Below are 15445 nucleotides of genomic sequence, written 5' to 3' on the forward strand. Positions count from 1 at the left end.
AAATTGTTCTCCCTTATAACTTATCAGCCAACCAACATTATCGTAAGGAACAAAACTTCGATATCAATAGAACGATTGTAAGCGTTTTAATTTTTATCCCGGAAATGCTTAGGCGTTTGACCTGTAAACCTCTTAAAAATTTTAATAAAGTAATTATCATTTAAAAAACCTACTTGTTCCGCTATTTTACTTACTGGTAAATGGCTGTGGGTTAATGCGTATTTTGCATGTTTGATCCGAACATCATGAATATAATGAATGATAGAGTTACCTGTTTTCTTTTTAAATAAACTGCTTAGATAGTTACTATCCAGCGCAACATGCTTAGCTAATTTTTTCACCTCAAGTGGCTCCGCATAATGTTGCTGAATATAATCCATTACTTTATTAATCTCATGATGATCAGAAGAAATCCCAACTGTATCTAATCTTAATTTAAACAATAAGATAAATCTGCTAGTCATCATTTCTTTTAACTCTTGATAAAGGGGGCAATGAATAATTGAAGCTTCCTCTTCTATATCTCTTTTTGCCATTTGAGAAAGATCCCGGTTAAGCTCAAATATATAGTCTTTTACAATACTCATTGGGTACCTTTCCCTTTCAATCAACTGCCACATTTTTTGAATCATCTCAGAGTAATCTGCCCTGTTCATTTGTTCAAATAAATGAATGATGTCTCTCTTTATTTTCATAAGCCTCTGATTTGTATCTCGTTCGTAAACTGGTAGGTCTTCAACCTCATACCAAATGGCATCCAATTTTCTAAGTGCCCTTTTCCAAGTATCTTCTATTTTCTCATCCTTATCAACTTTTTCAGAAACAAGTGGATGAGAAATAGTGGATATAAAAGATTGGTCACTAACATTTTCCCGCTTTGACCAATAAAAGACACTTGTTTGTCCTTGTGTCTGAAACAAATGAACAATGGCTTCCTTCTTGTTTGGAGCATGATTCGATTGGTAAAAATCCACTTTTCTAAAAGGGGTTGAACCATTCAGGACGGAAAAGATAATCAATTGATAATCTTTTACTAACAAAGAGGGCAGTGAATATGTTCCTTGTACAATTGTACTCTCATGGATAACATTCCATAAATTCTGATAATATTGCTCAATCTCTTTTATGCCTTTTCCCTTTCGTGTTAATAACTCGATCTTTAGTTTTTCAAGTGCTTCTCGTAAAGATTGGACACTCATCGATAACTTAAGAATGTAGTTAGAGGCACCGTATTCCATAGCTTGCCTGACATATTCAAATTCATTTAAACATGAAAGCATTAGAAAAACTCCGTCAAACCCACTCTCTTTCGCGTTTTTTAATAATTCAATCCCGTCTAAAATCGGCATGCGGATATCTGATATAACAAGATCAGGTTCCAATTCTCTGATGATTTTTAAAGCCTCTTGCCCATCTCCCGCCTCACCAACCACAGTAAAACCAAAACGTTCCCATTCAATTAATTCACGAATAGATTCTCTTACAAAAACCTCATCCTCAACGAGTAATACGGTCCACATCAGCACTTCCCCCTTTGTCTTTATTCATAAGCATAAAAGGAAAATAAAGTTTAACCTTTGTTCCTCCAGATAAGGTAAGTATTTCTAAGTCTGCCCGATCATTAAAGAGTAAGGCCAACCGTTCCCGAATATTTTTCAAGCCAATGCCAGGACGTTTTCTCTTTGAATTGATTTTCGCAACATGAAGACCAACCCCATTATCCATCACTTCCATAAACAAATAATCATTCTGTTTATAAATATGGATGCTAATTTTCAGTACTCTTTCTTTTGCAGTAATACCATGATAAATGGCGTTTTCAACCAGTGGCTGTAAACTAAACTTAGGGACTAAAACTCGATTATAAGACGGATCATACTCATAAAGTATTTCAAAAGTAGACTGATAACGAAACTTTTGAATAAATTCATAGGACTGGATTAACGCTAATTCCTCATCCAAAGAAATTAACTCCTGCTCATGATTCAAACTAGCTTCTAATAATTTACCTAGGGAAATACAAATATCCGTAATTTTTTCATTTCCTTCGCGAATCGCAAGCCATTTTACAGTATTTAATGTATTGTGAAGAAAATGTGGATTTAATTGAGCCTGAAGCATTTGGTATTTAACCGCTTCCTTTTGTCTCTCTTCCATTTTTAACTGCTTTACAAGTTGGTTTAAATCTTCGATCATTCCATTAAAGTTCTGAGCAAGTGCCAGCATTTCACCTTGATAGTTTTTTTCAGGCAAATGTGTTTTTAATTTATCTTCGGCCACCTTCGCCATTTTTTTCTGTAAATCCTTTAAAGGTCGTGTATACTTTGTTGAAATAATCAAGGTGGCTATCATAAATAATAGAATAAGTATAATAAACGTATACATATAATGGTTTTTCATCTCATTTACTTGTTCATACATAACGTCTAAAGATACCCTATTAACCATATACCAACCTAAAGTATCAATATATTCATAATTAATCAGATTTGTTTTTTCCTCATTTAAAAAATAGCCTTCTTCCTTATGATCTGAGATAATCGAATCTTTTGTGCCAAGTGATAAATTTCCCTCCAGATTGGACTGAACAATCATCTTGCCGTTCTCTTCCATAATAAAATAATCTTGGTGGGCAGGTAAATTTCTTGTCACAGATTCAAACCATTCGGAAAAGTCTAGACTTATCCTTGCCACTCCAAAAGAATTATGTTGATCTTCCTTTAAAACCATATAAAGGGAAAGCAAGGCCGCACTCCGCGATAAATCAGAGTTTACATAGTTCTCATCGTTCAATACCCAGTAATAATCGGTTGGTTCTTTAAGTAATGTTTTATACCATTGCTGTTTGATCAAATCTTCATAAAAAAGGGTTTCGCGAGATCGGAAGGAGGTATAAACATTTCCATTAAAATCAAGTAAAGTATAATAAACAGATGGACTAGATAAAAAAAAGCTATTATTAATACTCATAAATTTTGCATCCATTCCGTTGTGCCTTTCAAGCAAGTGATAATCCTCAGGTCTTTTAAAATAGGAAACAACTAACGAGTCTTGTTCAATTAAAATACCTGTTTTAAAAGCAACCCCCATTAAATCTTCCAGAGTTCGGTTTATACTTCCCAGCTGATCATTTACTTGCTCACTAATCTTTTCCTGCATAATGTATTCAAACTGGTGAAAATGGTACAGACTTACAGTTGAAAATGGCAAAACAATCAATACTGAAAAAGTTAAAATCAACTTGTTTTTTAATGTTGTTGAAGCCCATCTGCTTCGAATTCTCATCTCCATCCCTCCAATCTTTAGTTTAACGGATTCTACCCCACCTTCGTATCCGTTTTCATAATATAGAATATAATTCAAAGATTCATTCCATTATGTCCTAAGAATTGTTCCATTAGGAACTCCACATGCAAAAAACATCCTTTTCTTTGGTATGTATAGGTGATGCCCAAACCAAGAAAGGATGTTTTCTGTATCTATTATGTTTATTAAGTTCCAGTAAAATGAGAATCGACTGCCCCATCAAGCGAGGCTTCCATCAGTAAGAGTTTTATGGATTTTTTACCCAAGCAAAGATTGGATTTCCCCTTGTTATTCATCCTGCTTCTTAACACTCATCTCTCAAATACTACACTACGTTCTCTGATACCAAAACATCAGTGCTTTCACCAATGGCCGCATGTAAGTAGCCTGTGAAAATATTGTGATGCACCAGCCCTCGATTAGGTATATTTTTGAAAACAATCGCGGCATCAGACTTAGGATGAGTGGTGTTGGCAAAATTTCCGTAAGCATTAAATTCGGAACAGGATTCAAGCACAAATGCGATGCCAGATGCTACCTCAGAATCGAGGAAATGATTCCCCGTTATATTTACATTGCTACATTCCCGAAAACGCGGTGGTTTAGTAAAGCTGCGTAATTCGTTATTTGTATAGGTGATATGTGAGGTATCTGTTATCCACACAGGCTGCTGCTTAGATTTGTCAGCACGGTTCCCTTCGATATTCAATCGTTGCGTCCCCGATACCCCAACAAATCTAAAATTCTTCTCCATCACGCTATTACCAGTCACGCTTATATCGGATGCATGTTTTATCTGGATAGCATCAGATCCATCGATATCGCGAAATATATTTCCAGTAATGCGAACATTTTTTGTTACATCAGGAGTATCTTGTAGGCCGAGAATAGAAATAAGTGATTCGTTTTTTGCGCTCCCATTGAAGCCTTCGAATATATTGCCTTCTATTATAATATCCTGGCACCCTTGTGGCGGTATTTCAGAAATCGGAGCTTTCACTTCTGGATCAGCCTGTTTATCATTGCCGACAGTCACACCATATATAGCTACTGCTCTAACATTCAGCGGTTTTGTTGCCACCCAATGATTTCCACGAATCATTGCCCCTTTCACACCTTGCAGGTGAATATTTCCACGAAAATTCCACACTCTCGCCTCAATGGGATCCTCGATATAATTATCCAAAATACGAATATCTTCATAATAGATGCCCTCACGCGTAGTGTGACTCCCAATAATATTTGAAGCAGGATATGTGACACCATCCACCGTCAATGGGAGAAATTTATTGCCTTGAATCGTGATACACCGTGACATTAAACCGTCATATGAACCTGGGTCATCACCATACGATAGTGAGCCATTTTTTGATTGATCGAGTTGAATACATTCAGCCATATTACTATTATTCGTTTCCTTCATGCCCATAAACACATTATCTTTGATCGTCACATTTTCACAAGCACACAGATCAAATATATGTCCTTTAATATGCCCCTCAATGAAGCGACAATCATATACAAGCACATTACTAGCATGATGAAGTGCAAATCCGCCTGCACGTATTTCTTCTGAAAAGGAGCCTCTAACCGTAATACCTGTCACGTTAATATTTTTGGCACCTGAACCATAACCACGTTTTCCCCTGGATAAAACGGCAAATACTGTATAACCATGATCCCCCTCTTTCTTACGCAGTGTGGGCCACCCTGTACCAATAATGGTGATATTGTCGCAAAGAAATACAGCTTGGCTAATCCAATATTCCCCCTGTGGAATAATCAGAGTTCCTCCACCCTTTTCTTTTATTACATCTATTGCTGCTTGGAATGCAGGAGAGTCATCCGCATTTCCATCTCCAATCGCACCAAAATCTTTGACGCTGATTGACTCATTTAATTTATCAGCAATCGTTCGCTGGGTCTGATCTTCTGAATAACGATAGGATAGTTTTCCGGCATCATCGAATGGATATATGTTTTTATTGTCGGAATTGCTCAATGTTGCCATTTTCTTATCTGATTGTTCAACTTCACGTTTATTCATAGTGTTTTCCTCCTCCTAAACACTGACTTGTGAAACTGGCTTCTCATATGCTCTTATTTCGATTACTTCCACCCTTTGACAGCCATTTGTTGATTCAGCCACAAGACGTAATTGATCGGTTCTTATGGCAGATGGCAAAATATGAATCCGCCTCCTTTTTCGGTTGTTTTTTTCTTGATGAACGAGCTGCCACTGACCAGCTACTTTCGCTTCAAGTCGATAATCTTTTACTAGCTCTGGAATAACTTCAAATGATGTGCGATGATGATGTAAATTAATGAGATCTTCATTCACATCATCGTTAAAGGTGAGGTGAATTTCTTTTATTTCTTTCTCTTGATTCCATGTTAAGCGAATCCATTCTTCTTGACCTTCTTTTTCTGAAGGAGCAGAGACCCACATATTTGGCCCACCATATGGCCGAACCAAGCCATTTTTCGTTTTTTCTGGTTGGTATGCTGTTTGGCTCGTTCCAATTCGCAGGCAAAATGGATTTCTAATAACTGGCTTCATTGTCCATTCTAGTATTGGAGTAACCTTTTTATGTGAAGATAGATTTGAGCTTTTGACCGGCTTTTTTACATAAGATAGCAAACCTGTTACTGGCTGATGCGATAAGAATAGGTTGATCAGCTTGTTTTGTCTAATGATCACGAAGGCTGTATCAAGAAAATGGTTTGATAAGCCAGTATTGATCCATTGTTGGCTCCCTTTCGTTACTGGAATCGTACGACGTTCAAGAAGTTTAGTTGGTATATAATTTTGTGGTTTACCCGTATCCCAAACCTCTACTGTTATTTCAGTATCTTCTAAAGCGGTGAGCAATATCTCTAGGTCCTGTATCCCAGCATTTGCAGGCAGGCTGATGCCAACATCATGCAATGAAGAAAATTCCTCATCTGCCTTGTCAATTGTAATTTTTTCAAGAAAGCTTGATGCGTCAATCGTGGCTGTTCGTACGAGATCCTGATCATCTTGGTTCTTTACCCCAAGTACAGCAGCATCCTGTCGAAGCAAGACTTGCTGCATTTCTTCCATATAATTTTGAGAAACTTCTCTCGGCGTTTTTCCTTTCTGAATACAAAAGGCAGCACCTGTTCCTGCCGCTTCGCCAATAACGGCACAAGTAGCCATCACTCTCGTTGTTCCAAAGGCAATATGTGTTGCACTGATATTACGTCCAGCAAAAAGTAAATTCGTTACATTTTTCGAATAAAGGGACCGGAATGGGATGTGATAATTGCCATCAGCTTGTAAATTACTCGCCCCACTCTGCTCAGCATACATTCCCTTAGGTGGATGTAGATCAATGGACCAGCCTCCAAAGGCAATGCGATCCTTAAATAAATACTGATTTGTTATATCATTTTGGTTTAACATATAATCGCCGACAAAGCGCCGATATTCTCGTTTGCCAGGAATGGCTCCGACCCACTCTAGTGTTAAGTTATCGGCTTCAAATTCACCTGAATTTTTTATATAATCCCATATGCCATAAATGACAGACCAAAGTTCATCACGAATTTCTTCATTATCATGAACGGTATCCATTTCACCACCAAATTCGATCCACCAATAATGGCATCCATTATCTCCACTTCTGATGATTCGATTTGTTGGAATTGGCGTTTTTGTGATGTCTTTAGCAAAAGCAGGAGGGATATAACGAATTGGATGTCCCTCATCCCTTGTATAAAATAAAATCGTACTACCTAGTAATATATCATCTGCTTCTTTCGGGGCTAATGATTCATCAAATTCATATGCTGCTTCTCTTCCTATGCGATATTTGGCACCAGCTAAAAAACCAATTAATCCATCTCCTGTACAATCCAGATACACAGGACTTCTAAATGTAATACGTCGCTCAGAACCCGCCATCCAACCCGTTACAGATTCAATGACACGCTTATCCTCATCACCTGTTGCGTCTAATTCATGAACATCTGTATTTAAAAATGGGTTGATATTTTTTTCTGCTTTTACTTTTTCAAGAATTAACGCATCCCATAAATAAGGATTTCCATCTGGATTACGATATTGGTTTTCCACAAATAGTTCTCCCATAATTCCTGTTTCTCTTGCATAACGATTAATCCCGTGCTTGGTTGCCCCTACAACCCAAACACGCACTTCACTGCTGGAGTTCCCCCCCAGAACAGGTCGATTTTGCACGAGTGACACCGTTTGGCCCAGACGTGCTGCGGCAATTGATGCACAAACACCGGCCAATCCACCTCCCACGACCGTAACATCAGATACTACAAGTTCCTCTCTCATTCTACCCACTCCTTTATATATCCTTTATTTCATTATACTTTTATAATTTTACTTTTTACATGCACGTATATATCATATATATATACATATTTTCAATAAATAGGTGGAGGTGAGTGTATGTTCTCCATTTGGCAGCATGTCCATTGGAAGAAAAAACAACGGTTTGAATTACTAGAAGATCTCTATCAGGAATGGGTAGTTTTTGTCATTGTGGATGGTCTATTTCATTATGAGATTGGAGAAGAGAAGGGGCAGGCTCGGTTTGGGGATATCGTTTTCTGTCCTCCGCATACTAGGTTTAAGCGCAAGGTTATAAATCCATTAACTTTTCATTTTATTCGCTTCAGCAGTAACCCCGAATTCGAATCAATGTTAGTTCCTGGGAAAATCACTATTGAAGATATTGATCGTTTTCGTTCTACCATCACCTATTTAAGTACTTTGACTTTCTATGAAAATCATCAATGGACTGGACATTTATTGTTGGATATTCTTTTTACTCATCAAATCAAGTCTTCAATTATTTCGAGCGTCAATCAGAATGCAAAGTATCAGGATCCGTTCATACAAGAAGCGAAAAAATATATGCATGATCATGCACTTAAGGGTACATTACAGATTAACAAGGTGGCGGCTAAATTCGGATTAAGTCCTGTTCAGTTTACTAGAAGGTTTCATCATGTGTTTGGGATGACCCCTTCTGAGTACATTACGATGTTAAGGCTACAAAAGGCGAAACAATTATTATTAGCAACCAATGATACGATTGATCATATTGCCGATCAATGTGGGTATTCAAGCGGCTTTTATTTAACCCGTAAATTTAAACAAAAGTGGAATATGCCTCCTTCCCTCTACCGCAAAACAAATAAGTTGTAGCAATGAATGCAGCCAAAAGGGCATTGAGAATGATCTTATTCTCAATGCCCTTTAATTTGGCGAAACTCATGAAATGAAGCAATCCTTTAACGCATTAACTCGGCGGGGGACTGACCCCGGCTAAAGTTGTATCCATAATGTTTGGTTAGGCGCCATCTCAAAGTTTCCATCGAATGGTTGGTTATCGATGAGGTTGGTTCCTTTGTATTCTATTTGCATGGGGATGTGATCGTCTGATACGTTTACCATGGCTAGTATTTTGTCTCCAGTTTCTTCGTTGTGTCTGATGATTGAGAAGATGCGTTTATCCAGATGAATAACTTTTTGTTTTGCGTTTGGATGGAAGGCTTTTAAGCTTCTTCTTAGTTTGATTCGTTTAGATAATGTTTCAAATATTTGTGCTCTCAGTGTGTTTTCCTTTAATGCAGTCTCTAATTCGTCCTTATTTAGTTTCTCTCGGTTTATTCTTCTATTTATACCCGATTTTTCCACACCTGCTAGATCATTTTCGGATCCAAGTAGGCTGTGAATATAAACGGCAGGGACCCCAACTACAGATAGCAATATCGAATGAGCGGCCATCGTCCGTCGCACTTTCACTTCATTATTTTCATCTGGATGAGCTAAAGCATTTAAATAATTTATATTTAACTCATAAGGACTTTTTGTCCCGTCACCATTATCTTTGTAAGAGACTAATCCTCCGTGTTCAAGGGCTTTATCAACTAACAACTGTTTTTCATCTTCTGTTAAAATTCCTTCAGTTGGCCGCATACCAATGCCATCGTGTGAAGCTAGAAAATTAAAATAGGTTGTAGTCGAAGAGGTGGATTCTAGTGTGTTTAGCCAATCAGATAATTTCTCAGCATTTTTTGTTAAAAAAGAAAATAATGTTAATGGGGGCAAAGGAAATTGATAAACCATTTGTGCCTCATCCTGCCCATTCCCAAAATAACTTATATTCTCTTTATGCGGGACATTTGTTTCTGTAATAATAATGGTATTAGGGTTTATCGCCTCTAATACCTTTCGCATTAATTTAATTAAAACATGTGTTTCTTCTAAATGAATGCAGCTTGTCCCCAATTCTTTCCACATAAAACCGATCGCATCTAAACGAATATACTTTGCTCCATTTGCGGCATACATGCCTAGAATATCCAGTATTTCAAGCAACAAGTCAGGATTTTTATAATTTAAGTCAATCTGGTCTTCACTAAAGGTTGTCCAAACATATTTCGGACCTTCCTTTGTATCAAATGCGGTAAGAAGCGGGAGGGCTCTTGGACGTGTCACTTGACTATAATCTAATGAAGGGTCAGCTTCAATAAAGTATTTTTTGTATTGATCCTGCCCTTGCAAAAATCCTTGAAACCAGTCACTACTCTTAGAAATATGATTGATCACCGCATCAAACATTAAATCATATTCATTAGAAAGTTGATTGATATCTTTCCAACTCCCCAATTCCGGGTCTATTTTACGATAATCAACAACTGAGAATCCATCATCAGACGTATATGGATAGAACGGCAAAATATGAACAGCATTTACACAATCGACATGACTTAACAAAAAATCCTTTAATGTTTTTAATGGCGCTTCTTCCTGTTTCAAAATGCTATCACCATAAGTGATTAACATTACGTCTTTTTCTGATATCCATTGTTCGTTTAACTCTTGCTGCCGTTTATATTTTTCCACAATCCTCTCAATTTTCAAGAATATATCTGAGATATCTCCATCATATAAAAAAGCTAATCTATTTAATATTTGTTCTTTTGTATGTCTTTCCATTTGCAACCCTCACATCTTAATTAAAGTTGATTAATCGAACAACATTTTCAACTGTCTGGAATAAATTTTCTTCCGCTTTTATAAAGGCTTCTTCTAAATCACAAGGATTGTTTATAATGCTGTGGACAGAGAGTAAACCTTTTTTAAATAAAGGTTCATATCCTTCTTGCACACTACCTGCAAATGCCACCACAGGTACGTGATGAATGTTTGCTTCACGGACGATTCCAGCTATGACTTTTCCATTCGGAGTTTGGTGATCTATCTTTCCTTCACCGGTAAAAACAAAATCCACTTGATCAAGTGCCTTGGAAAAATCCAATGTTTCGAGAACTAAATCAATCCCACTTTGCAATTTTCCACCAATGGCTAATAAGGCAGCGCCAAGCCCACCTGCTGCCCCCGAACCTTGCACATCACCAATCGGCATTTGTACTGTTTTTTCTAATAGATGATTAAAATGATTAAGATTTTGGTCCAATTGTTTGATCATTGCATTAGTGGCCCCTTTTTGCGGTCCATAAATATAGCTTGCTCCATTTTCTCCACATAAAGGATTTGTTACATCACATGCGACAGAAATATTGATGCCTTTCAACCTGGGATCAATGGAAGCTAAATGCACACTAGAAATCTCACCTAGGCTCCCGCCGCCATGATCGACTTGTCTACCAGATTGGTCGACTATTTCAGCTCCTATTGCTTGCAGCATTCCCACGCCGCCATCATTCGTAGCACTTCCGCCAATCGTAATGATTAAATTGGTAATTTCATGTTCTAATGCAGCCAATATTAATTCACCAGTGCCATAACTAGTCGTTCTCATTGGATTTCTTTTTTCTGCTGATACTAAATGAATCCCGCTTGCTTCAGCCATCTCAACGATGGCTGTTTTCTGATCTGAAAATATAGCATAGCGTGCAAGCACTTTTTCGCCCAGAGGGCCAGTCACCTGTTTATAGAAAACTTCACCAGCCAATGCGTAATTTAACACTTCCAACGTTCCTTCTCCACCATCCGCTACTGGCAACAAGTCAACCTTAATGTCAGGATCGACGCTTATAATCGCTTTACTCATAATCTGAGCTACACGAGAAGCAGACAGACTTTCTTTAAATGAATCAGGCGATAGTAATATCTTCATCACAAAACACTCAACTTTCTTTCCAATGCGAGAAGGCTTCTTTCACTTTATTCCAGTCTAACTGTGAGGTCTCTTCCACAAGCAAATCAGCATCTGTTAAATGGCCGCCAATGCCAACAGCAAACATATTACTAGATTGAATCGCTGCAATACCAACTAGCGCATCTTCTATTCCGATTGCGTTAGAAGGATTGGCTTGAAGTACATCACATACATTTAAAAATATCTCCGGGTCTGGTTTTGAATTTTTTATTTTACTTGCATCTGCACAATAATCAAATAAATGTTCGATCTCCAGCGCTTGTAAAACGGTTTGAGCATTTTTAGAAACAGACGCTAATCCAATCGGGATATTTTCACTCTTTATTCTATTTATGAATGATAGAATTCCTGGCAGAATTTCTTCCGGCGTTAATTGCTGAATAAATTGTTTATATAGTTCATTCTTTTTCTCTGCTAGCTCCATTTTTTCCGCATAAGTCAACTCTATATTTCCTCTATTTAAAATAAGTTCGAGTGATTCTAGTCGACTTACACCTTTTAGATTTTCATTAAACTCCTCATTAAAAGGAATATCACGTTCATCTGCGATGCTTTTCCAAGCTAAATAGTGATACTTAGCTGTATCTGTAATAACTCCATCTAAATCAAATACAACGGCCTCAATTATTTTACTCTGCATTTTAATAGATTCCTTTCTTGACTGCTACACAAGTTGAACAGATATTGGCTCCTTCGTTAGTTCAAACACTTCATCCTTCACCTTGATTGTAAGAGGGGCACCGCCAACATTTTTAACGATTAGCTTTTCGTTTTCAACGATAAATTCAAGCTTTCTTCCTCTATATTGAATCGGAAATTTTAATCTCGACCAGTCTTTGGGAAGTGTCGGTTGAACTGTAATGCTATCTTCTGAAAAAGATATGTTTAGAAAATGAAATACCGCAAGCCAAATCGCTCCTAAAGATGCGGCATGGACTCCTTCATCTGATGAATGGGGATTGGCTCCCAAATCAATTAGACACGCTTCTTGAAACCATTGATACGCTAAGTCTTTCTCTCCGCATCTCATTGCAACAATGGCATGGATCGCTTTGCTTAAGGATGAATCATGAATCGTTCTGTTCTCATAATATTGAAAGTTTTGGTAAACAATCTCTTTTGAAAACAATTGCGGAAATAAATAAAGGAGCATAACAACATCTGCCTGTTTTAATATTTGCATCTCATTTACTTCCGGCCTGGAATAATCCAATAAGATCGATTGACTTCCTTGGCTTTGCTTATATTTTGCTAGATCAATATAAGGTTTTTGCAGAAACGTATCATCTTGTGGAAGTAACCCATCTTCATTCACTTGTGGTAAATATAAATGTTTCATAAAATGCTCAGCTTCTTGTTTAAAGGCTTCATCTACTTTCGCGAACTGCTCCATATATCTCAATGCTTGTTGCACATTAAAATGAGCAAGATAATTTGTATAAGCATTATTATCAATAAACTCCGTATATTCATCAGGACCGATAACATTTTTTATAGAAAGCTTGTCATTTTGCTTCACCGTACGGCTAATCCAAAAAGCACTCGTCTCTTTTAACAATGTTAATCCTTCTTCTATCATAAACTGATCGTCTCTCGTTGTTTCATAATATCGAATAACCGCAAAAGCAATATCTGCCACAATATGATGTTCAGCCAACGCTGATGCTACTTTTTGTCTTTTACCCGTTTTAATATTAATTGCCGCATAAGTAGGCGTTTCTTCTTCCCCTGATAGCGCACTTTCCCATGGGAATTGCGCTCCCTTAAATCCATTCATTTCCGCCTTTTTATACGCCATTGGTAAGCGACTATAGCGATAGTGCAGAAGCTGCCTAGCAATAGACGGATTTGTATAGAGATGAAAGGGTAAAATAAAAATCTCTGTATCCCAAAACACATGGCCTTTGTATCCTTCACCTGTTAATCCCTTTGCTCCAATACTAAAATCAGCATTATGCTTGGGTGTCATAATTTCAATATGATATATGGCAAAATCAATCGATAACTGATCCATTTCGTTTGGAGAAGAAATCTCTATTCTGTGGTCTTTCCAAAAATCATTCCAAGCCTGTTCAGACTTTTGCAGTGCCTGGTTATATCCGTCCTGATACAGTTGTTTGATTTTTTCCAATCCCACTGCTTCAATGGTCAATTTTTCTGGAATATCCTGATCGAGACTCGTAAAAATTGCCCCATACTTTTCAAAGGTAAAGGGCTGTTCTTTTTTTACTGTCACTTCTCCATGCGCTAATAATTGCCTGTTTTTTGAAGTGAAATATTCTTTATCGATCATGGAATATTTACAAGCAGCAAACAAAGCAATTTTTTGCTTGGAATGAGAGGTGTGGTAAACACTTTGCATGTACTGATCGTTAAATACCCGTACATTCTCTTCCATTACATGTTGTCTACCGTGATTTGTTTGTTGTCCGTCAATCCCTGTGGTAATTTTTATCGATATATCTTTATTTAAACTAACGATCGTGATAGCGGAAGCCAAAACATGCAAATCAGCTTTGGAGACCATTCTTTTAAAAGTCATTTTTAGTTGGAGACCATCATTTCTCTCCCAAACAACTTCCCGAATCATTTCTCCTCTATCTAGATAAAGCTTTTTCGAATAAGCAAGAATCTTACCGGACATCAACGAAAACACTTCGTGATCAATCTCTATTTTTACACCAACTAAATCTGGGAGATTGACGATTTCTGCTGGAGCATTATTTGTCTCTTTATTGTATATACCCGCAACATACATGCCTCTTGTTTGTTCAGGGTATTCCTCTTCATGAACACCCCGAATTCCCATATAACCATTCCCTAAGGTCATGAGTGTTCCATATTTATTTAATTTTTGTAAATCAAAATGATCATCTAGTAGAACTTGTTGCCACTTCATAAATAAACACTCTCTCCTGTTTCCGCTGATCGATATAATGCTTCGATTAAAGTTTGGACTTTGTATCCTTCATCCCCAGTTACAATGGAGCCATTCCCCTTGCCTGTACAGTGATCGATAAATGAATGAATGCTCTTCTTCTTCGCATCTTCATTTGTTGTATTTTCGTACTCATATAATGTAACGAGTTCACCTGCTCTATCCGTATATATCTCTAGTGGATACAAACTAGCCCCTGCTTTATCACCGGAGAAGGAAACGTTCAAATACGACTTTGGTTTTATATGCAAGGCAAAGGATGTTTCTAATTCGATTAAACCACCATTTTCCAGTTCGATAAAAGCAAACAAAGAATCCTCAACTTCATATTTATTTGGGTCCCATTTTCCGAATGACCCTTCAGATTTAAAAGGGGCGATTTTAGAAAACATTTTAGCCGTTACCCTATGAATGGTTGGAAACTTTAATAAAAATAGGGCACAATCCACCATATGAATGCCGATATCAATTAATGGTCCCCCACCTTGTAATTCTTTGTTTGTAAAATGCCCCCAACCTGGAACTCCGGATCTACGCACAGCAGAAATCTTCGTATAATAAACATCCCCAAGAATTTCTTCCTGCATTTTTTGATGCAATAAGTTCGTTTCTGGTGCAAATCGATGCTGAAAGTTATAGGCCAAAACAAGGTTTTTTTCCTTGGCTAATTGACTTAATTTTTTTGCATCATCCGCACGAATGGTTGGTGGCTTTTCACAAATCACATGACATTGATGCTCTAAGGCCTCTCTTACATGCTGGTAATGATATTTATTCGGAGTACATACACTGACGATATCTGGTTTTTCCGCCTGCAGCATGTCCTTCACGTTTGTATAATAGGTTGGGATATTATTCTTTTTTGCAAAAGCTTGAGCACTCTCATATCTTCGACTAACGACAGAAACAATCTGAACCCCTTCTTTATCTCGATAAGCCGGGATATGTGTTGTTTCTGCCACTTGTCCCCCACCAATGATAGCTACTTTCAAATTTTCCAAATGCTACACCT

General features: G+C 37.4%; 10 protein-coding genes. 1 reads left to right on the forward strand and 9 read right to left on the reverse strand.

The genetic code is table 11. From position 1 onward, the window contains the following. Nucleotides 1-86 precede the first annotated feature (86 nt). From IPU53_RS22300 to IPU53_RS22315, 4 genes are all read right to left on the reverse strand, one after another. Nucleotides 87-1520 carry a response regulator gene (locus tag IPU53_RS22300; RefSeq protein WP_207453337.1) on the reverse strand — a complete coding sequence of 478 codons (1434 nt, stop codon included), beginning with the start codon at nt 1518-1520 and terminating at the stop codon, nt 87-89. Continuing rightward, entirely contained in the window at nt 1498-3285 is a 1788-nt protein-coding gene (locus IPU53_RS22305) for a cache domain-containing sensor histidine kinase (RefSeq protein WP_207453339.1), read from the reverse strand. The genes IPU53_RS22300 and IPU53_RS22305 overlap by 23 nt, the downstream gene beginning before the upstream one ends. 346 nt (nt 3286-3631) lie before the next feature. Then, the gene (locus tag IPU53_RS22310) at nt 3632-5353 is read right to left on the reverse strand and encodes a right-handed parallel beta-helix repeat-containing protein (RefSeq protein ID WP_207453341.1); all 1722 of its coding nucleotides are present in this window, start codon (nt 5351-5353) and stop codon (nt 3632-3634) included. Nucleotides 5354-5368: 15 nt separating this feature from the next. Then, nucleotides 5369-7633 (reverse strand): FAD-dependent oxidoreductase, encoded by a 2265-nt coding sequence (locus IPU53_RS22315; protein WP_207453342.1) that lies wholly within the window; start codon nt 7631-7633, stop codon nt 5369-5371. A 117-nt stretch (nt 7634-7750) separates the two neighbouring features. Here IPU53_RS22315 and IPU53_RS22320 point away from each other — a divergent pair, with 117 nt between their 5' ends. Continuing rightward, nucleotides 7751-8512, forward strand: coding sequence for an AraC family transcriptional regulator (locus tag IPU53_RS22320; RefSeq protein WP_207453343.1), 762 nt, complete (start codon nt 7751-7753; stop codon nt 8510-8512). A 120-nt stretch (nt 8513-8632) separates the two neighbouring features. Here the strand turns inward: IPU53_RS22320 and IPU53_RS22325 are convergent, their stop codons facing one another. The 5 genes from IPU53_RS22325 to IPU53_RS22345 are packed head-to-tail and all read right to left on the reverse strand — an operon-like array spanning nt 8633 to nt 15434. Beyond that, a complete protein-coding gene (locus IPU53_RS22325) occupies nt 8633-10309 on the reverse strand; it encodes a sugar phosphorylase (protein WP_207453344.1) in 1677 nt (558 codons plus the stop codon). A 16-nt stretch (nt 10310-10325) separates the two neighbouring features. Continuing rightward, nucleotides 10326-11453, reverse strand: a complete 1128-nt coding sequence (locus tag IPU53_RS22330) for a glycerate kinase (RefSeq protein WP_207453345.1) — start codon at nt 11451-11453, stop codon at nt 10326-10328. A 10-nt stretch (nt 11454-11463) separates the two neighbouring features. Then, nucleotides 11464-12135: a beta-phosphoglucomutase gene (pgmB, locus tag IPU53_RS22335; RefSeq protein ID WP_207453346.1), complete on the reverse strand. Its 672-nt coding sequence runs from the start codon at nt 12133-12135 to the stop codon at nt 11464-11466. 24 nt (nt 12136-12159) lie between these two features. Then, nucleotides 12160-14394 carry a glycoside hydrolase family 65 protein gene (locus IPU53_RS22340; RefSeq protein ID WP_207453347.1) on the reverse strand — a complete coding sequence of 745 codons (2235 nt, stop codon included), beginning with the start codon at nt 14392-14394 and terminating at the stop codon, nt 12160-12162. After that, nucleotides 14391-15434: a Gfo/Idh/MocA family protein gene (locus IPU53_RS22345; RefSeq protein WP_242698508.1), complete on the reverse strand. Its 1044-nt coding sequence runs from the start codon at nt 15432-15434 to the stop codon at nt 14391-14393. Before IPU53_RS22345 ends, IPU53_RS22340 begins: the two co-directional genes overlap by 4 nt. Nucleotides 15435-15445 lie beyond the last annotated feature (11 nt).

The sequence above is a fragment of the Bacillus sp. SD088 genome (assembly GCF_017355205.1).
Lineage (GTDB): Bacteria > Bacillota > Bacilli > Bacillales > Bacillaceae_C > Lederbergia.

What these genes read in the sequence shown, in the direction of transcription:
- IPU53_RS22300 (WP_207453337.1), bottom strand. Translation starts at nt 1,520, where the DNA reads ATGTGGACCGTATTACTCGTTGAGGATGAGGTTTTTGTAAGAGAATCT.
- IPU53_RS22340 (WP_207453347.1), bottom strand. Translation starts at nt 14,394, where the DNA reads ATGAAGTGGCAACAAGTTCTACTAGATGATCATTTTGATTTACAAAAA.
- IPU53_RS22305 (WP_207453339.1), bottom strand. Translation starts at nt 3,285, where the DNA reads ATGAGAATTCGAAGCAGATGGGCTTCAACAACATTAAAAAACAAGTTG.
- IPU53_RS22320 (WP_207453343.1), top strand. Translation starts at nt 7,751, where the DNA reads ATGTTCTCCATTTGGCAGCATGTCCATTGGAAGAAAAAACAACGGTTT.
- IPU53_RS22330 (WP_207453345.1), bottom strand. Translation starts at nt 11,453, where the DNA reads ATGAAGATATTACTATCGCCTGATTCATTTAAAGAAAGTCTGTCTGCT.
- IPU53_RS22315 (WP_207453342.1), bottom strand. Translation starts at nt 7,633, where the DNA reads ATGAGAGAGGAACTTGTAGTATCTGATGTTACGGTCGTGGGAGGTGGA.
- pgmB (WP_207453346.1), bottom strand. Translation starts at nt 12,135, where the DNA reads ATGCAGAGTAAAATAATTGAGGCCGTTGTATTTGATTTAGATGGAGTT.
- IPU53_RS22325 (WP_207453344.1), bottom strand. Translation starts at nt 10,309, where the DNA reads ATGGAAAGACATACAAAAGAACAAATATTAAATAGATTAGCTTTTTTA.
- IPU53_RS22310 (WP_207453341.1), bottom strand. Translation starts at nt 5,353, where the DNA reads ATGAATAAACGTGAAGTTGAACAATCAGATAAGAAAATGGCAACATTG.